Origin of the sequence: Kitasatospora sp. NPDC056273 (assembly GCF_042268845.1) — a bacterium.
Lineage (GTDB): Bacteria > Actinomycetota > Actinomycetes > Streptomycetales > Streptomycetaceae > Kitasatospora.
In genome coordinates, this window is sequence record NZ_JBHJSJ010000039.1 from 1 (window position 1) to 19559 (window position 19559).

The following is a 19559-nucleotide window of genomic DNA, read 5'->3' on the forward strand; positions in this document are numbered from 1 at the left end:
TCACCCGCGGGCCCCCCCCCGCGCCCCGCCCCCCCCGGCCCCCCCCCCCCCGCGGGCCCAAATCAAAAACCTGCCCCCCGGGGCGGGTTCCCGGCGGGGCCGGGGCCCCCCCCCGGGGGCCCCGCAGCCCTGGTCTGAGCCGGTCAGGCCTTCGGGACGCGCACGATCAGCGCGTCGCCCTGGCCGCCGCCACCGCACAGCGCGGCCGCGCCCACCCCGCCGCCGCGGCGCTGCAGCTCCAGCGCCAGGGTCAGCACCACGCGGGCGCCGGACATCCCGATCGGGTGGCCGAGCGCGATGGCGCCGCCGTTGACGTTGACGATGTCGGAGGTGACGCCCAGATCCTTCATCGACTGGTGGGCGACGGCCGCGAAGGCCTCGTTGATCTCGATCAGGTCGAGGTCGGCGACCTCCAGGCCCTCCTTGGCCAGCGCGTGCCTGATCGCGTTGGACGGCTGCGACTGGAGCGAGTTGTCCGGGCCGGCCACGTTGCCGTGCGCGCCGATCTCGGCGATCCAGGTCAGGCCCAGCTCCTCGGCCTTGGCCTTGCTCATCACGACCACGGCGGCGGCGCCGTCGGAGATCTGCGAGGAGGTGCCGGCGGTGATCGTGCCGTCCTTGGTGAAGGCCGGGCGCAGCTTGGCCAGGCCCTCGACGGTGGTGTCCGCGCGGATGCCCTCGTCCTGGCTGAACAGCACCGGCTCGCCCTTGCGCTGCGGGATGGCCACCGGGACGATCTCGGCGTCGAAGACCCCGTCGGCCTGCGCCTTGGCGGCCCGCTGGTGGGAGGCGGCGGCGATCTCGTCCTGCGCCTCGCGCGGGATGCCCAGGCGGGTGTTGTGCTTCTCGGTGGACTCGCCCATCGGGATGTTCTCGTAGGCGTCGGTGAGGCCGTCGTGGGCCATCGCGTCGAGCATCGCGATCGCGCCGTACTTGAAGCCCTCGCGGGACTTCGGCAGCAGGTGCGGGGCGTTGGTCATCGACTCCTGGCCGCCGGCCACCACGATGTCGAACTCGCCGGCCCGGATCAGCTGGTCGGCGAGCGCGATGGCGTCGAGGCCGGAGAGGCAGACCTTGTTGACGGTCAGCGCCGGGACGTTCATCGGGATGCCGGCCTTGACGGCGGCCTGGCGGGCCGGGATCTGGCCGGCGCCGGCCTGGAGCACCTGGCCCATGATCACGTACTGGACCTGCTCGCCGGTGATCCCGGCCCGCTCCAGGGCCGCCTTGATCGCGACGGCGCCGAGGTCGGCGCCGGAGAAGCCCTTGAGAGAACCCAGCAGGCGACCCATCGGGGTCCGCGCACCGGCAACGATCACAGAGGTGGTGTTGGTCATGGGACGGGCCCCTTCGCACGTCGTGGCCAGGTGAGGATGCGCTCAATGTACTGACCCGTTACCCGCCCGTCACCGGAGCGACGGTGTGATCGAGCGCACTGGCACCATCCAGTCAACACCGTGCCGACCCGCTCCGGGTGAACCGCCCGCGGGCCGTCCGCCGGGCGGCCCGCCGTGTGAGCAGGCTCGCACGCCCGGCACTGGCGCCCGTCGCGGGCCATGCGCTGCACTGGGTGCACCTTTAGCCCCACCACCTTCTCCCCACCTCCCGGAGGCCGTCGTGCTGACCCGCATCGACCACATCGGCATCGCCTGCCGAGACCTCGACAAGACGGTCGAGTTCTACCGCGCCACCTACGGTTTTGAGGTCTTCCACTCCGAGGTCAACGAGGAGCAGGGCGTCCGCGAGGCCATGCTCCGGATCAACGGCACCGACGACGGCGGCGCCTCGTACCTCCAGCTGCTGGAGCCCACCCGGCCCGACTCCACCGTGGCCAAGTGGCTGGAGAAGAACGGCGAGGGCGTGCACCACATCGCCTTCGGCACCGCCGACGTGGACGGCGACTCCGAGGCCATCCGGGACAAGGGCGTCCGGGTCCTCTACGACCAGCCGCGGATCGGCTCGATGGGTTCGCGGATCACCTTCCTGCACCCCAAGGACTGCGGCGGCGTGCTGACCGAGCTGGTCACCTCCGCGCAGCAGGGCCACGACGGGCACTGACCCCCTCCCGGCCCGCCCCCGGGCGCGCGGCGTCCCGGGGGCAGCCGACGGTCCGTCGGTCATGACCCGTCAGTAACCTGGCGGGAAGAGCCGGAAAACACCCCTGCGGCCATTCCCCCGCAGTGCGCTCCCACTACAATGCCCAGGTGCGCGAAGGCTCCGGGGGACGGAGGCGACGGGCACGGCCGAAGACAGGCCTGTCCGCCCTCCGGCGGTCGGCCCGTCGCAAGGGGAGTCCATTACGCGGGCACGGCTGAACAGTCGCAAGACGGATCTGTCACCATTCTCCACAAGGCAAGAGTTCGCCCAGGAGTCCACTCGGACGGGGGAACGCGGCACCCCCGCGCTCCCGCGCCCCGGATTCCGACGACCGCGGCGGGCGGCCCCGGCATGGCGGGGGACCGTCCACCGGCTGCGGATGCAAGGACCAGTCGGACCGGCGCCCGGGATACCGGAGCCCGGAACCGGCCGGGTCGAGGACGCGACCAGGAGATGGATGGGACCGCGGAGTGCGGGGCAACGACCGCTACGAGGCTGACGATCACCTCTCCCAGTTCGAGGCCGAGATGGGTCGGACTCGGAAGGAGCGCGACAAGGCAGTCGAGCATGCCGAAGACCTCGCCTACCAGGTGGAGGTCCTGCGGGCGAAACTGCACGAGTCCCGCCGGATGCTGGCCCAGCCGCGCGCCTTCGACGCCGTCTCCGGCCAGGCCGAGCAGATGCTCCGCACCGCCGAGATGCAGGCCCAGCAGCTGCGCGCCGACGCCGAGCGCCAGCTGCGCGACTCCCAGGCCGCCACCCAGCGGATCATGGCCGAGGCCGCCGAGCGCACCGCCCGGCTGGAGGCCGACCTCGCCGCCCGCCGCCGCCAGCTGGAGGACGAGCTCGCCGAGCTGCGCCGCTCCGCCGAGCAGCACGTCAACGGCTGGGCCGAGCAGACCCGGGCCGGCTCCGAGCAGGAGGCCCAGCGGCTGCTCCAGGACGCCCGCGCCGAGGCCGAGCGGATGGTCGCCGCCGCCCGTGCGGAGGCCGTCGCCCTCTCCGACCACGCCCGCGCCCAGACCGCCGCCGACGTGGACGCCGCCCGCGGCGAGGCCCAGGCCGCCGCCGAGGCCGCCCTGCAGCGGGCCCAGAACGACGCCGAGCGCCTGCTGCGCGCCGCCTCCGAGCAGGCCCAGCAGGCCGGCGCCCAGGCCGCCGCCGACGTGGACGCCGCCCGCGGCGAGGCCCAGCAGCAGCTGGCCGCCGCGCACGCCGCCGCCGAGGGCCAGCTGGTCGCCGCCCAGGCCGAGATCGGCCGGCTCAAGGCTCAGGCCGCCAACGAGCAGGCCCGGGCCGAGCAGCAGCTCGCCGCCGCCAAGGCCGAGATAGAGCGGCTGCGCGCCGAGGCGATCGCCGAGGCGGAGCGCACCCGCCGCGAGGCCTCCGAACTGCGCGCCCAGGCCGAGCAGGCCGCCGAGCAGCTCCAGGCCGACGCCGAGGCCGCCGCCGAGCGCCGGGTCGCCGACGGCGAGGCCGCCAACGAACAGCGCTCGCAGACCGCCCGGGCCGAGGTGGCCCGGATGGTCGCCCAGGCCACCAAGGAGGCCTCGGCGATCCGGGCCGAGGCCGAGAGCGTCCGCACCGAGGCCGCCACCAAGCAGGCCGAGGCCGACGCCGCCCGGGCCGCCGCCGCCGAGGAGAGCGAGCGGCTGCGGGCCACCGCCGAGTCGGTGGCCTCCGAACTGAAGGCCGAGGCCGAGGCGGCGATCGCCGAACTCCGCGCCCTGGCCGAGCGGGACGTCGCCGAGCTGCGCGCGCACGCCGAGGCCGACGCCCAGCGACTGCGCGGCGAGGCCGAGGAGGCGGGCCGGGCGGCCGGCGCCAAGGACGCCACCGTCCACCTCGCCAAGGCCGCCAAGACCGCCGAGGAGGTCCTCGGCCGGGCCGACCAGGACGCCGAGACCGTGCGCGGCGAGGCCGCCGCCGAGGCCGAGCGGATCCGCGCCGAGGCCGCCGCCGAGGCGCAGCGCCTGCGCGAGCAGGCCCAGGCCGCCGTCGAGCAGGCCCAGAACGCCGCCCTGGACGACGCCGCCGCGATCCGCGAGCGGATCGAGCAGATGCAGGACGAGGCGGCCCGGCTGCGGGCCGAGGCCGAGGAGCTGCGCGCCCAGGCCGCCGCCGAGGCCGACCGGGTGCGCGGCGAGGCCCGCCGCCAGGCCGTGGTCCAGATCGAGGAGTCGGCGAAGAACGCCGAGGAGCTGCTCACCAAGGCCAAGGCCGACGCGGACGAGCTGCGCGCGGGTGCCGCCGGGGAGATCGAGCGGCTGCGCGAGCAGGCCCAGGAGCAGGCCGCCGAGACCCAGGGCCGGGCCGAGCAGACCCTGACCCGGGCCCGGGCCGAGGCCGGGAAGATCACCGAGGCCGCCGAGCAGCAGGGCCAGGACGCGCTCGCCGCCGCCAAGGCCGCGGCCGCCGAGAACCGGTCCGCCGCCGAGCGCGAGACCGCCGAACTCCGGCGCGACGCAACCGAGTTCGACCAGCGGGTGCGTGCCGAGGCGACCGCCGCGGCGGAGACCCTGACCACCGAGGCACAGGCCGAGGCGAAGGCCGTCCGGGACGCCGCGGTGGCCGACGCCGAGCGGGTGCGCACCGAGGCCGACACCGAGGCCGCCCGGGCCCGGGCCGAGGCCGAGGCGGCCGCGAACGCGCTGCGCGAGGAGAGCCGGCGCGAACGCGAGGAGGCCGCCGACGGCCTGCGGCGCGAGCGCGAGGAGACCTCCGAGCACCTGGACGCGGCCGAGGCCGCCCGTGAGCAGGCCGAACAGGCCGCCGCGGAGACCAGGGCCGAGGCCGAACAGGCCGCCGGAGAGCTGCGGGCACTCGCCCAGCGCGAGACCAGCCAGCAGCGCGAGGCCGCCGAGGCCTACGCCGACCGGGTCCGCACCGAGGCCGAACAGCACGCCGGCGACCTCACCGAACGCACCGCGGCGGAGACGACCGAGGTCCGCGAGACCGCCGACCAGTACAGCGCCGAGGTCCGCGAAGCCGCCGAGAAGCACAGCGTCGAGGTCCGCGAAGCCGCCGACGCCTACGCCGACGAGCAGCGCACCGCGGCCGACACGTACGTCACCGAGCAGCACACCGCCGCCGACACATACGCCACGGAGCAGCACACCGCGGCCGACGCCTACGCCGCGGAGACCAGGGCTGAGGCCGAACAGGCCGCCGGGGAGCTGCGGGCCCTGGCCCAGCAGGAGACCACCCAGCAGCGCGAGGCCGCCGAGGCCCACGCCGACCGGGTCCGCACCGAGGCCGAACAGCACGCCACCGACCTCACCAAGCGCACCGCGGCGGAGACCGCCGAGGTCCGCGAGGCGGCCGACCGGTACGGCGCCGAGGTCCGCGAGACCGCCGACCGGTACGGCGTCGAGGTCCGCGAAGCCGCCGAGAAGCACAGCGTCGAGGTCCGCGAGGCCGCCGACACGTACGCCACCGAGCAGCAGACCGCCGCCGACGCCTACGCCACCGAGGTCCACGAGCAGGCCGACGCGTATGCCGCCGAGGTCCGCGAGCAGGCCGACGCCCACACCGCCGAGCAGCGCGCCGCCGCCGACGAGGTGCTGGAGCGCGCCGAGGCCACCGCCGAGCAGCGCCGCGCCGAGGCCGCCAAGGACGCCAAGGCCACCCGCGAGAAGGCCGCCGCCGAACTGGCCCTGGCCAACGAGCAGGCCTCGACCGTCCGGGCCGAGGCCGGCCGCGAGCTGTCCGAGGCCCGCGCCACCGCCGACGGCATCCGCGCCGAGGCCGGCGCCGAGCTGGAGCAGGCCAGGGCCGACCGCGCCGAGCTGATCGCCGCCGCCAAGGCCGAGGGCGCCGAGCTGGTGGCCGCCGCCGAGGACGAGGCCGCCGAGGTCCGCCAGTCGGTGGCCGGTATGCACGAGGCCGCCGCCGAGCAGATCGCCGCGCTCAGGGCCGCCGCCGAGCAGGAGGTCACCGAACTCCGCGAGGCCGCCGAGCAGGACGCCACCGAGCTGCGCACCCTCGCCGAGTACGAGACCACCGAGCAGCGGGAGCTGGCCGAGCGGGAGAGCACCGAGCAGCGCGAGTCCGCCGACGCGTACGCCGCCGAGCTGCGCGGCCTGGTCGAGCGGGAGAGCGCCGAGCAGCGCGAGCTCGTCGACCGCGAGACCGCCGACCTGCGGGCCCGCACCGAGGCCGAGACCACCGCCCTGCGCGAGCAGACCGAGCTGGAGCTGGCCGCCGAGCGGGAGGCCGTCGAGGACGAGCTCGGCCGGCAGCGTGCCGAGGCCCGGGCCTACGACGGGCAGCTGCGCGCGGAGGCCGAGGCCGAGCTGCGGGCCGCCCAGGAGGCCGCCGAGCAGCTGCGCGCCGACGCGGAGGCGCAGGCCGCCCGTACGGTGGCCGAGGCCGAGGCCCAGGGCGCCCGGAGCATCGCCGACGCCGAGGAGCTGTCCGCGGCCCTGCGCGCCGAGGCCGACGAGTACGCCCTCGCCACCCGCACCCTGGCCGACGACTACGACTCCGCCACCCACTCCCGCGCCGACGCCTACGACGCGGAGACCCGGGAGGCCGCCGAGCAGTTCGACAAGGCCACCCGCGAGCACGCCAAGTCCGTCCTGGAGAAGGCCTTCGCGGACGCCGAGGCGCTCGGCGAGGACGCCCAGACCACCGCGCTGGCGACCACCGCCGCCGCCGAGGAGCAGGCGGACGCCATGGTCGCGGCCGCCCGCAAGGAGGCCGACCGGCTGGTCGCCGCCGGCGAGGCGGCCGGTCAGGCCGAGGTCGAGAAGGGCCGCTCCGACGCGGACACCCTGCTCGCCGAGGCCCGCCGGGACGCGACCGCGATCCGCGAGCGCGCCGAGGAGCTGCGCGAGCGCACCGACGCCGAGGTCGAGGCCCTGCACGAGCGCGCCCGCAAGGAGAACGCGGCGGCCATGAAGTCGGCCGGCGAGCGGGTGGACGCGCTGGTGACGGCCGCCCAGGAGCAGCTGACCGAGGCCGAGGAGCAGGCGGTGGCCACCGTCGCCGAGGCCGAGGACCGCGCGGCGGCCCTGGTCGCGGCGGCCGAGGACCGCGCGGCCGAGCTGACCTCGGAGGCCTCCGCGGAGGCCAGCAAGGTCCGGCTGTCCGCCGTCCGCAAGGCCGAGGGCCTGCTCAAGGAGGCGGAGACCAAGCTCGCCAACTCCACCGACCGCGCCGAGGCGCTCATCGGGAAGGCCGAGGCCAAGCTCCGGTCGTCCGAGGCGGAGGCCGAGGAGCGGCTGGACCGGGCCTCCACCGAGGCGGAGAAGCGGCTGCGGGACGCCGACGAGTCCGCGGACGAGCAGGTCGAGCTGGCGAAGGCGGAGGCCGAGCGGCTGCTCGCCGAGGCGAAGGCCGAGGCGAAGCGGGTCACCGACGAGGGCCGGCGCGAGCTGGACGAACTGGTGCGCCGCCGCAAGGACATCAACACCGAGATCTCCAGGGTCCAGGACGTGCTGTCCGCCCTGGAGGCGTTCGAGGCGCCGTCACCGGTCGCCCAGGCCAACGGGGGAAGCAGCACCAAGAAGGACGGGGGCGCCAAGGCCGGTGCCGGAGTTGGCTCCCCCCGGTCGGGTGGCAATCGCTCCAAGAGCTCACCACCCGATTGAGCGGACATTGGCGGTCATTGTCCGTGAGAGAACGGCATAACGCCGTCGACACTCCGGTACCGTGTCAGGATTCCCTCAACCACCTCAGCGGTTTGACGACAGGAAGCCCAGAACCCCATGAGCGACAGTCACTCCCCTCACGGCTTCGACCTGGTGCGCCGTGGGTACGAGCGCGCCCAGGTCGACGAGCGGATCACCAAGCTGGTGGCCGACCGTGACAGTGCCCTGACCCGGATCAGCGCGCTGGAGAAGCGCATCGAGGAGCTTCACCTCGAGACCCAGTCCGCCCAGGCGGCGGTCACCGAGGCGGAGCCCTCCTACGCCGGTCTCGGCGCCCGGGTCGAGAAGATCCTGCGACTCGCCGAGGAGGAGGCCAAGGACCTGCGCGACGAGGCGCACCGCGCCGCCGAGCAGCACCGCGAGCTCGCCGAGGCCGCCGCCCAGCAGGTCCGCACCGAGGCCGAGAACTACGCCAAGGACCGCAAGGCCAAGGCGGAGGACGAGGGGCTGCGGATCGTCGACAAGTCCAAGAGCGACGCCGCCCAGCTGCGCGCCGAGGCCAACAAGGACGCCCAGAACAAGCGCGAGGAGGCGGACGCCCTCTTCGAGGACACCCGCACCAAGGCCGCCCAGGCCGCGCTGGAGTTCGAGACCAACCTGGCCAAGCGCCGCGAGCAGTCCGAGCGCGACCTGGCCGCCCGTCAGGCCAAGGCCGAGAAGCGCCTGGCCGAGATCGAGCACCGGGCCGAGCAGCTGCGCCTGGAGGCCGAGAAGCTGCGCACCGACGCCGAGCGCCGCGCCCGCCAGACCGTCGAGACGGCCCAGCGCCAGTCCGAGGACATCGTGGCCGACGCCAACGCCAAGGCCGACCGCATCCGCAGCGAATCCGAGCGCGAGCTGGCGGCGCTCACCAACCGCCGCGACAGCATCAACGCCCAGCTGACCAACGTCCGCGAGATGCTGGCGACGCTGACCGGCGCGGCCGTGGCCGCCGCCTCGCTGCCGACCGACGACACCCTGGGCGTGCCCGCCCAGCAGTCGCGCTGACGCACACCGGCCGAGCCGCACCGCAGGCCCTCACCCGCCCGGGTGAGGGCCTGTCGGCTTGTCGCGCCGTCATCGCCTCGGGCGCGGCTTGACGAAGGGTCCCTAGCGGGGGTAGGCGCCGTCCGGCCGCTGGTACCCGCTGCTGAGCTGGTTGCCCTCGTCGTCCGAGACGGTGCCGAACCAGGAGGTGCACCAGACCGACACCGAGTCCGGCCAGTACTGCACCTCGAAGGGGTGCCCGGGCCCGTAGTCGCCGTACGAGGTGACGATGAAGGTCTCCCCCGGGCGCATCCAGTAGTCCTCGCCGAGCGGTTCCAGGGTCAGCTCGACCAGCCCCTCGCCCCGGTTGGTCACCGGCATCCGGCCGCTCACCTCCAGCGCCGAGAAGTCCCAGGCCGCCGCGTCCTGACTCTCCTGGCTCATCCGGCGGCCACCCGGGCGAGCAGGGCGCGCACGACGGCGTCGAAGGCCTCCGGCGCCTCCAGGGCGCTCAGGTGGCCCACCCGGGGCAGGACGGTCAGCTCGGCGTCCGGCCGGGCCCGCAGCATCGCCTCGGCCTCCTCCGGCGCCACCAGGGCGTCCTCGGCGCCCGCCACGACCGCGACCGGCACCGGCAGGCCGGCCAGCACGTCCAGGGAGTCCGGGCGGGCCGCCATGGCCCGCTGGGCCCAGGCGACGGAGGCCGGCGACGCGGCGGCGACCATCGCCTCCACCCGCTCCACCAGGTGCTGCGAGTCCGGCCCGAGCTGCCCGGCCGCGACCCGCTCGTCCAGCAGCAGCCGCACGCTGTCCCGCGCGGTGACGGCGGCGGCCATCCGCTCCCGGTTGGCCCGGACCGCTTCGGTGTCGGCGGTGGCCCGGGTGTTGGCGAGCAGCAGGCCGGCCAGCCGGTCGGGGTGGCGGCGGGCCAGGGCCAGCGCCGCGTAGCCGCCCATGGAGAGCCCGGCGACCACCGCGCGTTCGATTCCGGCGGCGTCCAGCAGCAGCGCGAGGTCGTCCGCGACCAGGTCCAGCGAGGGCTCGTCGTCGCCCAGCCCGGTGCCGCCGAACCCCCGCTGGTCGGGGGCGAGCACCCGCGCTTCGTCCCCGGTCAGGCCGGGCAGCGCGTCCAGCTGGGACGACCACATCGAGGCGTTCAGAGGAAAGGCGTGCAGCAGCAGGAGTGGTGTTCCGGTACCGCTCTCGCGGACCGACACTGCGGAGGGGAGCTGGGTCATGCCACCAACCTATTCCGGCACGCCCGGCGGGCCCACTCAGCGGGCCGCGATACCCCCTTTGTCCTAGCCTGGCAAAGACCTGAGGGAGCGCGAATGATCGAGTTGCACGACCTGACAAAACGTTACGGCAAGACCCTCGCGGTGGACCGCCTCAGCTTCCAGGTCCCCCAGGGCGTGGTGACCGGCTTCCTCGGCCCCAACGGCGCCGGCAAGTCCACCACCATGCGCATGATCCTCGACCTCGACCGCCCGACCTCCGGCCGGGTCACCATCGACGGCAAGCGCTACGGCCAGCTCAGCGAGCCGCTCAAGTACATCGGCGCGCTGCTGGAGGCCAAGGCCGTCCACCCCGGCCGCACCGCCCGCGACCACCTGCTCTGGCTCGCCCAGAGCAACCGCATCCCCGAGCGCCGGGTGGACGAGGTGCTCGCCCTGGTCGGCCTCACCCCGGTGGCCCGCAAGCGGGCCCGCGGCTTCTCGCTCGGCATGGGCCAGCGCCTGGGCATCGCCTCCGCACTGCTCGGCGACCCGGAGATCGTCATGTTCGACGAGCCGGTCAACGGCCTGGACCCGGAGGGCATCCTCTGGATCCGCAACCTGATGAAGCGCCTCGCCGGCGAGGGCCGGACGGTCTTCGTCTCCTCCCACCTGATGAGCGAGATGGCCGTCACCGCCGACCACCTGGTGGTCATCGGCCGGGGCCGGCTGCTCGCCGACCTGCCGATGCCGGAGTTCATCCGGCGCAACTCCCGCTCCGCCGTACGGCTGCGCGGCCCCGAGCCCGAGCGGCTGCTCGACGTGCTGGCCCGGGCCGGCCTGCGGCACGAACCCGGCCCGGACGGCTCCTACGAGGTGGTCGACGGGGACATCGCCCGGCTCGGCGAGCTGTTCGCCGGCCAGGGCGTGGTGCTGCACGAGCTCAGCCCGCAGCAGGCCTCGCTGGAGGAGGCCTTCATGCAGATGACGGCCGACTCGGTGGAGTACCACGCGGGCGACGGACCGGGCCTGGACGCGGCCGGCGCGCCCACCGAGTGGGGCGCCGGCTGGAAGGCGGACGGCGCCCCGCAGAACACCACGGCACGGCAGGAGGAGAACTGAGATGGCGTCCTTCCCGGCGGTCCTGCGCTCCGAGTGGACGAAGATCCGCAGCGTCCGCTCGACGGTCTGGACGCTCGCGCTGACCTTCGTCGTCACGGTCGGCATCGGCGCGCTGCTGTCCCTGCTCACCAACAACAACTTCACCGAGTTCCGCCGCGGCGACCAGTCCCCGTTCGACGCCACCGGGACGTCCTTCTCCGGCATCATGCTCGGCGAGCTGGCGATCATCGTCTTCGGGGTGCTGGCGATCGGCAACGAGTACAGCAGCGGCATGGTCCGGGTCACCCTGGCCGCCGTCCCGCAGCGCGGCACCCTGCTCACCGGCAAGGCCGTGGTGCTCGGCGCGCTGGCCCTGGCGGTCTCGCTGGTGACGGCCTTCGCCACCTTCTTCGCCGGCCAGGCGCTGCTCGGCGCGCACTCCACCACGATCGGCGAACCGAACGTGCTGCGGGCGGTGTTCGGGGCGGCGCTGTACCTGACGCTGCTCTGCCTGTTCTCGGCGGGCGTCACCACGATGCTGCACAACCAGACGCTCGCGCTCGGCGTGCTGGTGCCGTTCTTCTTCCTGCTCTCGCCGATCCTCTCGGCGGTGCCGAAGGTCAAGACCCTGGCCCACTACTTCCCCGACTACGCGGGCTCCCGGATGCTGCTGGTCTACGAGCAGCACGGCCAGCCGTACGGGCCGTGGACCGGCTTCCTGATCTGCCTCGCCTGGACGGCGGCCGCGCTGGTCGGCGGCGCGCTGGTGCTCAAGAACCGCGACGCGTAGCCGTCCCGGCGGCCCGGCCGTCAGTACCGCGGAGCGCCGCGGCCCCGCAGCAGGTTGGAGGCCCGGCGCTCCCGCGCTCCCCAGCAGGCGCGGTGCCAGTGCCGCCGGTCGTCCACGCCCGCGCCGTGCATCGGCCAGGCCACCACGTGGCCCGTCCCCGGCGGGATCTCCTGGTCGCAGCCCGGGCAGCGGTAGAACCGTCCGGCCGTCCCGGCGACCGTCTGGACCACCCAGTCGTCGCCCTGGTAGCTCTCGGTGCGGCGCAGCGAACCGCCGAGCGGGGCGGCCGGTTCTGCGCTCTCGTGGGGGGCGGCGCTCTTGATCCGGTTGCGGCGCGGCGACACGGCGGACTCCCTCTCCTGCTGGCCTCTGGGTCGTTCCAGCCTACGGCCGCCCGGGGCCCCGTACGGCCACTACCACGGCTCCGTCCGGCACTTCGGCGTTTTTGCCGAGATCCACCCGATCATCGGGGAAATTCGGGGTTCGGCGTGCCATTGGCACATGACATCCGATACCCACAGGGGGAGAAGGCGGGGCCCGCAGACCCTGCGCGCACCCGAGGAGGCCCCACGATGAGCAAGACCAGCGCCCGAGCCGAGAGCGGCCGGCCCGTCGGGGTCCGGTCGCCCGCCCCCGGCCCGACGCTGACCTCCGTCCCCCCGGTGACGGCCGTCGCGGGCGAGCCGCTGCCGGCCACCCAGTGGGCCGGCGCGCTGCCGCCGGCCACCGGTCCGGTGCGGGTCGGCCTGTTCCTGCTGTCCGCGCAGTTCCCCGGGCAGAGCCACGGCGAGGCGCTGGAGCGCACCGTCCACTCCGCCGTCGAGGCCGAACGCGCGGGCCTGGACAGCGTCTGGCTGGCCGAGCACCACTTCGTGCCGTACGGGGTGTGCCCGGACGCCGCCACGCTGGCCGGGCTGCTGCTCGGCCGCACCCGCCGGATCGGCGTCGGCACGGCGGTCAGCGTGCTCTCCACCCGCCACCCGGTGGGGCTCGGCGAGCAGGCCGCGCTGCTGCACCTCACCTCCGGCGGACGGTTCACGCTCGGGGTGGGCCGCGGCGGCCCGTGGATCGACCTGGACGTGTTCGGCGGCGGCGTGGACGCCTTCGAGAACGGCTTCCCGGAGCGGCTGGACCTGCTGCTGCGCTGGCTGCGCGGCTCCCGGGTGGGCGCGGACGGCCCGCAGTTCGCCTTCCCCGAGGTCGCGGTGGTGCCGCGGGCCACCGAGCCGGTGCGGCGGCCCGGCCTGAGCAGCTGGCTCGGCCTGGGCCAGCGGTCCGGCCCGGTGCGCTTCCCGCGCCAGCGCCGGGACGACGGGGGCCTCGGCGAGGAGCTCACCGCCTCCGGGCGGCCGGTGTCAGGCCCGCCCGTGGTGGTCGCCTGCACCTCGCCGGGCGGGGTGCGGATGGCCGCCGAGCGCGGCCTGCCGATGCTGCTCGGCATGCACTCCGGGGACGACGACAAGCTGCGGATGCTGGAGCTGTACCGGTCCGCCTGGCTGGCCGCCGGGCGGTCCGAGGAGCAGCTGCGCCGGATCGGTCGCCGGCACGTCGCGGCCGGGGTGGCCCAGGTCGACGACCGCGCCGCGGCGGCCCGGTCCACACTGCTGAACGCGATGCCCGGCTGGTTCGAGTACGGGCTCGGCGCCCACCGCACCGTGGACGGCCGCGAGCGCAGGATGCGCGACCCGCGCCAGTACACCGAGCTGCTCTGCGACCTGCACGCGGTGGGCACCCCGCGGCAGTGCGCCGACCGGCTGCTGGCCACCGCCGAACGCACCGGCATCCGGCGCTTCGCCCTGCTCGCCGAGGGCAGCGGCGACGAGGAGACGACCCTGCACAACATCGCCCGGCTCGGCTCCGAGGTGCTGCCGCAACTGGGCTGAGCCCCGTACGGGTCACGGGCCCGGGCCGCCGCCCCTCCCCCCGCACCGGGGAACGGGGCGGCCGGCGCCGCGGCACCGCGGGAAGGCGATCAGCAGTCCCGCAGCTCCTCGGACTGGTTGAGCAGCTGCTCCCGGACCGAGGTGAAGCGGTCGTACCGCGCCGCGTTGGCCTCCGACGGCAGGAACACCGCGACCCGGTGACAGTTCTGGAACGCCAGCCGGACCCCGAAGTGGCGCTGCAGGGCGCCCCGGATGGCGTCGCTGGCGAGGGCGCGCAGCAGCTGGCCACGGGCCTGCTCGCTGGGCGGTGGCACCTGGTTGTCGGCGAAGTCGGTGCCGTCGACCTTCGCCTGGGCGACCAGCGAGCTGATCAGGTCCCAGGCGTACGGCAGCGAGACGCGGACGCAGTCGACGAATTCCCGCTCGTCGACCTCGCCCCGCTCGGCCTTCTCCAGCAGGGCCGGTGAGACGTCGAGCGACATGGATTCTCCTCTCGCGGTCCACCCGCGCGGCGCCCGGGTGGTCGTGCGTAGGTCAAGCTCACAGTGAGGGTGGTGGTTTCGCATGGGGCGTCCGGAACACCGAGGGACAGGGGTTTCCGGCGCCTTCGCGACGGCGGCGGCGCCACGGGACGTGACGTCCCGGACACCGAACGCGCTCACAACAGCGTGGCAGTCAACGGAGCGGCGGGCCCGTCATTCCTGTGGATTGCTTCGGAAACACAGTGCGGTGCACCAGATTGGCCGGATCCCGTCGGATCGTTCATCTGAAGTCTCCATCCCCGTTGACAGCGATCCCGCGAGCGTGTCGTCACACACCGTAGCGACCCGAGGGTGGGGGCGCCAGGCCTCGACGGGCGGTAGCCGGACCGCAGGACCTCAATGTTGGCCGGGTTCGCGCTTTCTTCACCCAGCCGTCGCGGAATCGCATCAACTGGCCCCGGTGGGCTAGCGTGGTCGACCGTGCGTCTCGTAATTGCCCGCTGCTCAGTCGACTATGCCGGTCGGCTCTCCGCCCATCTGCCCTCCGCCACCAGGCTGATCCTGGTCAAGGCCGACGGCAGCGTCAGCATCCACGCCGACGACCGCGCCTACAAGCCGCTCAACTGGATGTCCCCGCCGTGCGTCCTCAAGGAGGCCGACGGGGTCTGGACGGTGGAGAACAAGGCCGGCGAGAAGCTCATCATCACGCTGGAGGAGGTGCTGCACGACTCGTCCCACGAGCTCGGGGTCGACCCGGGCCTGATCAAGGACGGCGTGGAGGCACACCTCCAGGAGCTGCTCGCGGACCGGATGGAGGTGCTCGGTGCCGGCTGGTCGCTGATCCGCCGCGAGTACCCCACGGCGATCGGCCCGGTCGACATCCTCTGCCGCGACGCCGACGGCTCCACGGTGGCCGTCGAGATCAAGCGCCGCGGCGAGATCGACGGTGTCGAACAGCTCACCCGCTACCTCGAACTCCTCAACCGGGACCCGCTGCTGGCCCCGGTCAAGGGCGTCTTCGCCGCGCAGGAGATCAAGCCGCAGGCCCGCGTGCTGGCCACCGACCGCGGCATCGGCTGCGTGGTGCTGGACTACGACGAGCTGCGCGGCATCGACGACGACAAGCTCAAGCTGTTCTGACCGCTCACGGCGTCGTCGCGCTCGCCGTCCCGCTCGGGGTCGTCGGCGCCCCGGACGTGGGCGGCGGCGAGCTCGCGGTGGACGCCGGGGCCGACGCGCTGTGGCTCGCCGTCGGCGGCTGCGAGGGCTGCCCCGTCTGCTGGGGCGGCGGCGACTGACCCGGCGGCTGGACCGGCGGCTGCGACTGGCCCGGTGCGGGCGGCTGCGACTGCTGCGGGGCCTGCGACTCGCCCGCCCCCGGCGAGGAGCTCGGCCGCCTGGTCGGCGAGGCGCTCGACGCGTGCGAGGCACTGCCGCTCGTGGACGGCTGCGGGCCGCTCCCCTGCCCCGCCGGGCTGCCCGGCCCGGCACCGGCCGTCCCCGCCCCGGTGCTGCCGGAGGGCTGCGGGAACGGCGCCTCCTGGGTGTCGCCGCCGCCGTCCATCCGGCCGCTGTACGGGTCCTTCCCCTTGACCTCGTCCGGCCCGCTGAAGCTCATCGCCACCGCCGTGCCGAGCACCCCCAGGGTCAGCACCGCTGTGGAGACCACGGCCGCCCGCCGCCGCCGGCTGGACTTCAGGCGGGCCGGCACCCGGGCCGCGATCTTGCGGATCACCGGGGCCCGGCCGGGCCCCGCCACGGCGGGCGCGGCGGCCGGCAGCTGCCGGCCCTCGGCGCGCAGCAGGTCGAGCATCCGGCCGACGGCGGCCACCCCGCGCTGGTCGCCCGCGGCGGCCCGCAGGGTGAGCGCGGTCTCCAGTTCGGCGATGGCCCGAGAGGGCTGCTGGAGGCAGATCGCGTGCACGCCCGCCTCGTGGTGGAACCAGGCCTGGTCGACCGCCGAACCGGTCTGGCGGGCCGCCTCCAGGCCGAGCTGGAGCACCCGCTCCCAGGCGCCCCAGCGCAGCGACAGCGCCAGCGCGGGCGCCGCCGCACGGGCGAGCCGGACCACCGCGTCGTGCCGCCCGGCGGTGCGGTCGGCGAGCAGCACCCCGATCATCACCTCGGCCTCGGCGGCGATCTGCTCCAGCGTCACCGAGCTGTGCCCGACCCACCAGGCGAAGTGCTGGGCGGCGCCGTCGACGCAGCCGCGGGCCGGCCAGTGCGGGGCGAGCAGGTCCTGCGCGCCGGCGGTCAGCCGGTGGTGCCCGCCGATGGACACCGCCAGTCCAGCGTCGGCGAGTTCGGCGAGCGCGGCCTCGCCCTGCCCGACGTCGATCAGCGCCGGCAGGTGCGGCGCGGTGGGGCACTCGCCGCCGAGCGCGACGGCGAGCCGCAGCACGGCCTGCGCGGGCTCGCTCAGCCCCTCGGCGAGCCGCACCGCGGGCGAGGCGGTCTCCGCCACCGAGGGCAGCGGGACGGTGCGGCGCAGCGCGTCCTCCCGGATCGCCGGGTCCGGGTCGTGGACGGGCCCCTCGACGGCCCCGAAGACGTCCATCCGGTCGTCCTCGGCGGCGACCAGCGCGTCCACCGCGACGTCCCGCTGGCGCAGCAGGGCGGCGGCCTGGACGAAGCGCAGCGGCAGGCCCTCGGACTCGAACCAGAGGTCCACCGCCCAGGCCTTCTCGTCGACGTCCAGCGGCCGCCCGGCCAGCCGGGCGGTGAGGGCGAGGCAGGCGGAGCGGGAGAGCCCGGCCACCAGGTGGTCCTGGAGCCGGGAGCCGGCCGGCAGCGGCGGGCCGTCCGGGGCGGCGGAGATGAGGAAGGCGCAGCCGGGGGCGGCGGCGAGCAGCTGCTCCAGCTCGGCGCCCGCGGGTTCGGCGGAGTCGATCACCACGATCGCGCCGACCTCGGCGAGGTGGGCGGCCAGCTGCCCGGGGTCGGGGCGGTAGCCGGGGGCGTGGTGGGTGGCCGCGAAGAGGTCCTGGAGCAGGTCGGGAAGGGTCCGGCGGTGGCCGCAGAGCTGCACCACTCCACCGGGGGCGAGGTCGGCGGCGGCCTCGGCGACGGCCGACAGCAGCGCGCTGCGGCCCGAGCCGGCCTGGCCGACCAGGCGTATCGAGCGGCCCTCGGAGAGCAGGCCGAGCAGTTCGACGACGTCGACCTCGCGGTCCAGCATCGGCAGGTCGGCGGGCCCGGCGCCGAGCGCGAGCGGACCGACCGCGCGGCCGACGCCGCCGACCGGACCGCGGGCGGGCTCGCTGCGTCCGGTCCGGCGCGGACGCGGACGCCACTCCTCGGGACAGGTCCTGGCCTCGGAGCCGTCCGGTGCACCGACGCCCACCAGCAGGCCGCCGGAGACCAGTTCACCGCCACGGGTGCGGACGGCCTCCTGCCGGAACTCACCGGATGGCTGTGACACGTTCTGCTCCGCATCGTGCTCGGCCGTCGGCGCCCCGCGCCGCCCGGCTGACGTCCCGCTCGCGGCCGCGGCCGGGCTGGAGGCAGCCCCGGCGGCCGTCTTCTGACGGGCAGACTCTTGCACATCCGGCCCCGACCGTGCAGAGCGGTCCGTGGCCGACGGCCGGTCGGCGGCGCTGACCAGGGGCGTTGCGCGGGCGGGGTCGGACGTACGCGGGCGTGCGGTCCGGCGCGCGGAGCGACCGTCTTTAGAGCGCGACCCCGTGCGCCTCGGCGACGCCCGCGGCGCCGTCGACGGCCAGGATGCGGTGCAGCTTGGTGGCCACCAGCAGCCGCTGGAGCTGGGCCGGGACGGAGCGCAGCACCAGGCGGCGGCCGATCCGGCCGGCCCGCCGGTGGGTGCCCATGATCACGCCGAGCCCGGTGGCGTCCCAGAACTCCAGCCGGGCGAGGTCGAGCACGAGGTCGCCGAGGCCGCCGTCCACGGCCTGGTGCAACCGGACCCGCGCGTCGGCGGCGGTGCGCACGTCGAGGCGGCCTTCGATGGCCAGCGCCGTGTGGTCGCCGGTGATGCGCATGCTCTCCTCCTTCGCCTGGACGGCCTGGTGCGGGGCGGGTCCGCCCCGGCCGTGCCGGGTACGGGAGCGGGGGGTTCGTCCGGGCGGGCCGCAGCCCCTCACCCGGCCCCGGGCGGAATGCCGGGTTCCCTCATCTGACGGTGAACCGGCTCCGCAGGTTGCTGGTTCCGGCCAGATCTGAAGCAACTTCACCCGTCCGAGGGAATATACGCAGGTCGGCCCCACACCTACGCTCGATTACCGCCCAAATCACCCGTCTGCGGCACGCTGCGTGAGGAAACTCACCCGGCCCGGCGGAGCGGGCCGTACGATGCTCCGATCGCACGGCCCGCCGGTCGTTCAGCCCCGCAGGCTCACTTGCCCTCGTACGGGTAGAAGCCGCGGCCGCTCTTGCGTCCCAGGTCACCGGCGGTGACCATGCGGGCCATGATCTCCGGCGCGGCGAACTTCTCGTCCTGGGTCTCGTCGTAGATGTTGCGGGCGGCGTGCAGCAGGATGTCCACGCCGGTCAGGTCGGCGGTCTGGAGCGGGCCCATCGCGTGGCCGAAACCGAGCCGGCAGGCGGTGTCGATGTCCTCGGCGGTGGCCACGCCCGACTCGTACAGGCTGGCGGCCTCGACGACCAGCGCGGTGATCAGGCGGGTGGTCACGAAGCCGGCCACGTCGCGGTTGACCACCACGACCTCCTTGCCGACGCCCTCGGCGTAGGCGCGGGCGGTGGCCAGCGTCTCGTCGCTGGTCTTGTAGCCGCGGACCAGCTCGACCAGCTTCATCATCGGGACCGGCGAGAAGAAGTGGACGCCGACGACCGACTCCGGGCGCTCCGTGGCGGCGGCGATCCGGGTGATCGGGATGGCGGAGGTGTTGGAGGCCAGCACGGCGCCGTCCTTGGCGAGCTTGTCGAGCTCGCGGAAGACGCCCTCCTTGACCTCCAGCTTCTCGAACACGGCCTCGACCACGATGTCGGCCTCGGCGACGGCGCCCAGGTCGGTGGTGGTGGTGATCCGGCCCAGCGCGGCCTCGGCGTCCTCGGCGCTCAGCCTGCCCTTGGCGACGAACTTCCCGTACGAGGCGCGGATGCCCGCCAGGCCCCGCTGGAGCGCCTCCTCGGTGACGTCCCGCAGCACCACCGGGTGGCCGGCCTGCGCGGACACCTGAGCGATGCCGGCGCCCATCAGGCCGGCACCGATCACGGCGATCTGCTTGCTGGACGCATTGCTCATGGCTGGGTCTCCCGATGCCGTCGCCGCCCTGCGGGCGGGCCCTGAAGGCGGCTCAGGACAGGGGTCACCCGCCGTAGGAGCCGCATCGCTCTGGCCGGACTCTAATGCCCAAATCCCCCGTGCAATAGCAATCGGGAGTGTGATCTGCAAC

Annotated in this window: 15 protein-coding genes; 7 read left to right on the plus strand and 8 right to left on the minus strand. The window is 74.8% G+C overall.

Annotation, left to right across the window (positions count from 1 at the left end; genetic code table 11):
• Positions 1–143: 143 nt before the first annotated feature.
• A complete protein-coding gene (locus tag ACFCY1_RS28425; protein WP_074001457.1) occupies positions 144–1337 on the minus strand; it encodes an acetyl-CoA C-acetyltransferase in 1194 nt (397 codons plus the stop codon).
• Between the two features lie 280 nt (positions 1338–1617).
• Here ACFCY1_RS28425 and mce point away from each other — a divergent pair, with 280 nt between their 5' ends.
• The 3 genes from mce (at position 1618) to ACFCY1_RS28440 (ending at position 8738) form a co-directional block, all read left to right on the plus strand.
• Positions 1618–2058, plus strand: a complete 441-nt coding sequence (gene mce, locus ACFCY1_RS28430) for a methylmalonyl-CoA epimerase (RefSeq protein WP_049651447.1) — start codon at positions 1618–1620, stop codon at positions 2056–2058.
• A 566-nt stretch (positions 2059–2624) separates the two neighbouring features.
• Positions 2625–7691 carry a hypothetical protein gene (locus ACFCY1_RS28435; RefSeq protein ID WP_375876469.1) on the plus strand — a complete coding sequence of 1689 codons (5067 nt, stop codon included), beginning with the start codon at positions 2625–2627 and terminating at the stop codon, positions 7689–7691.
• Between the two features lie 117 nt (positions 7692–7808).
• The gene (locus tag ACFCY1_RS28440) at positions 7809–8738 is read left to right on the plus strand and encodes a cellulose-binding protein (protein WP_049655735.1); all 930 of its coding nucleotides are present in this window, start codon (positions 7809–7811) and stop codon (positions 8736–8738) included.
• Between the two features lie 102 nt (positions 8739–8840).
• Here the strand turns inward: ACFCY1_RS28440 and ACFCY1_RS28445 are convergent, their stop codons facing one another.
• Both ACFCY1_RS28445 and ACFCY1_RS28450 read right to left on the minus strand, forming a co-directional pair.
• Complete coding sequence (locus ACFCY1_RS28445; RefSeq protein ID WP_049655736.1) at positions 8841–9161, minus strand: hypothetical protein; 321 nt, start codon at positions 9159–9161, stop codon at positions 8841–8843.
• Positions 9158–9955, minus strand: a complete 798-nt coding sequence (locus ACFCY1_RS28450) for an alpha/beta fold hydrolase (RefSeq protein ID WP_375876470.1) — start codon at positions 9953–9955, stop codon at positions 9158–9160. Before ACFCY1_RS28450 ends, ACFCY1_RS28445 begins: the two co-directional genes overlap by 4 nt.
• A gap of 93 nt (positions 9956–10048) precedes the next feature.
• On the opposite strand from ACFCY1_RS28450, the gene ACFCY1_RS28455 reads away from it, so the two are divergent.
• Together ACFCY1_RS28455 and ACFCY1_RS28460 are read left to right on the plus strand one after the other, a co-directional pair.
• Entirely contained in the window at positions 10049–11053 is a 1005-nt protein-coding gene (locus ACFCY1_RS28455) for an ABC transporter ATP-binding protein (protein WP_049655738.1), read from the plus strand.
• Position 11054: 1 nt separating this feature from the next.
• A complete protein-coding gene (locus ACFCY1_RS28460) occupies positions 11055–11822 on the plus strand; it encodes an ABC transporter permease subunit (RefSeq protein ID WP_375876471.1) in 768 nt (255 codons plus the stop codon).
• Positions 11823–11842: 20 nt separating this feature from the next.
• On the opposite strand, the gene ACFCY1_RS28465 is transcribed toward ACFCY1_RS28460, so the two are convergent.
• Positions 11843–12166, minus strand: a complete 324-nt coding sequence (locus ACFCY1_RS28465; protein ID WP_049655743.1) for a hypothetical protein — start codon at positions 12164–12166, stop codon at positions 11843–11845.
• Between the two features lie 390 nt (positions 12167–12556).
• Between ACFCY1_RS28465 and ACFCY1_RS28470 the strand changes: the two genes are divergently transcribed.
• Entirely contained in the window at positions 12557–13705 is a 1149-nt protein-coding gene (locus ACFCY1_RS28470) for an LLM class flavin-dependent oxidoreductase (protein ID WP_074001573.1), read from the plus strand.
• A gap of 89 nt (positions 13706–13794) precedes the next feature.
• Here the strand turns inward: ACFCY1_RS28470 and ACFCY1_RS28475 are convergent, their stop codons facing one another.
• The gene (locus tag ACFCY1_RS28475; RefSeq protein ID WP_030282024.1) at positions 13795–14187 is read right to left on the minus strand and encodes an SCO5389 family protein; all 393 of its coding nucleotides are present in this window, start codon (positions 14185–14187) and stop codon (positions 13795–13797) included.
• Positions 14188–14667: 480 nt separating this feature from the next.
• On the opposite strand from ACFCY1_RS28475, the gene nucS reads away from it, so the two are divergent.
• A complete protein-coding gene (gene nucS, locus ACFCY1_RS28480; protein ID WP_049655746.1) occupies positions 14668–15327 on the plus strand; it encodes an endonuclease NucS in 660 nt (219 codons plus the stop codon).
• A gap of 4 nt (positions 15328–15331) precedes the next feature.
• On the opposite strand, the gene ACFCY1_RS28485 is transcribed toward nucS, so the two are convergent.
• From ACFCY1_RS28485 to ACFCY1_RS28495, 3 genes are all read right to left on the minus strand, one after another.
• Positions 15332–17608 carry an ATP-binding protein gene (locus tag ACFCY1_RS28485; RefSeq protein ID WP_375876472.1) on the minus strand — a complete coding sequence of 759 codons (2277 nt, stop codon included), beginning with the start codon at positions 17606–17608 and terminating at the stop codon, positions 15332–15334.
• Between the two features lie 247 nt (positions 17609–17855).
• The gene (locus ACFCY1_RS28490; protein ID WP_049651796.1) at positions 17856–18185 is read right to left on the minus strand and encodes an STAS domain-containing protein; all 330 of its coding nucleotides are present in this window, start codon (positions 18183–18185) and stop codon (positions 17856–17858) included.
• Positions 18186–18538: 353 nt separating this feature from the next.
• The gene (locus ACFCY1_RS28495) at positions 18539–19408 is read right to left on the minus strand and encodes a 3-hydroxyacyl-CoA dehydrogenase family protein (RefSeq protein WP_049651797.1); all 870 of its coding nucleotides are present in this window, start codon (positions 19406–19408) and stop codon (positions 18539–18541) included.
• Between the last annotated feature and the right edge of the window lie 151 nt (positions 19409–19559).

What these genes read in the sequence shown, in the direction of transcription:
- ACFCY1_RS28445 (WP_049655736.1), bottom strand. Translation starts at nt 9,161, where the DNA reads ATGAGCCAGGAGAGTCAGGACGCGGCGGCCTGGGACTTCTCGGCGCTG.
- ACFCY1_RS28490 (WP_049651796.1), bottom strand. Translation starts at nt 18,185, where the DNA reads ATGCGCATCACCGGCGACCACACGGCGCTGGCCATCGAAGGCCGCCTC.
- ACFCY1_RS28455 (WP_049655738.1), top strand. Translation starts at nt 10,049, where the DNA reads ATGATCGAGTTGCACGACCTGACAAAACGTTACGGCAAGACCCTCGCG.
- ACFCY1_RS28450 (WP_375876470.1), bottom strand. Translation starts at nt 9,955, where the DNA reads ATGACCCAGCTCCCCTCCGCAGTGTCGGTCCGCGAGAGCGGTACCGGA.
- ACFCY1_RS28440 (WP_049655735.1), top strand. Translation starts at nt 7,809, where the DNA reads ATGAGCGACAGTCACTCCCCTCACGGCTTCGACCTGGTGCGCCGTGGG.
- ACFCY1_RS28475 (WP_030282024.1), bottom strand. Translation starts at nt 14,187, where the DNA reads ATGTCGCTCGACGTCTCACCGGCCCTGCTGGAGAAGGCCGAGCGGGGC.
- ACFCY1_RS28435 (WP_375876469.1), top strand. Translation starts at nt 2,625, where the DNA reads ATGGGTCGGACTCGGAAGGAGCGCGACAAGGCAGTCGAGCATGCCGAA.
- ACFCY1_RS28495 (WP_049651797.1), bottom strand. Translation starts at nt 19,408, where the DNA reads ATGAGCAATGCGTCCAGCAAGCAGATCGCCGTGATCGGTGCCGGCCTG.
- ACFCY1_RS28425 (WP_074001457.1), bottom strand. Translation starts at nt 1,337, where the DNA reads ATGACCAACACCACCTCTGTGATCGTTGCCGGTGCGCGGACCCCGATG.
- ACFCY1_RS28460 (WP_375876471.1), top strand. Translation starts at nt 11,055, where the DNA reads ATGGCGTCCTTCCCGGCGGTCCTGCGCTCCGAGTGGACGAAGATCCGC.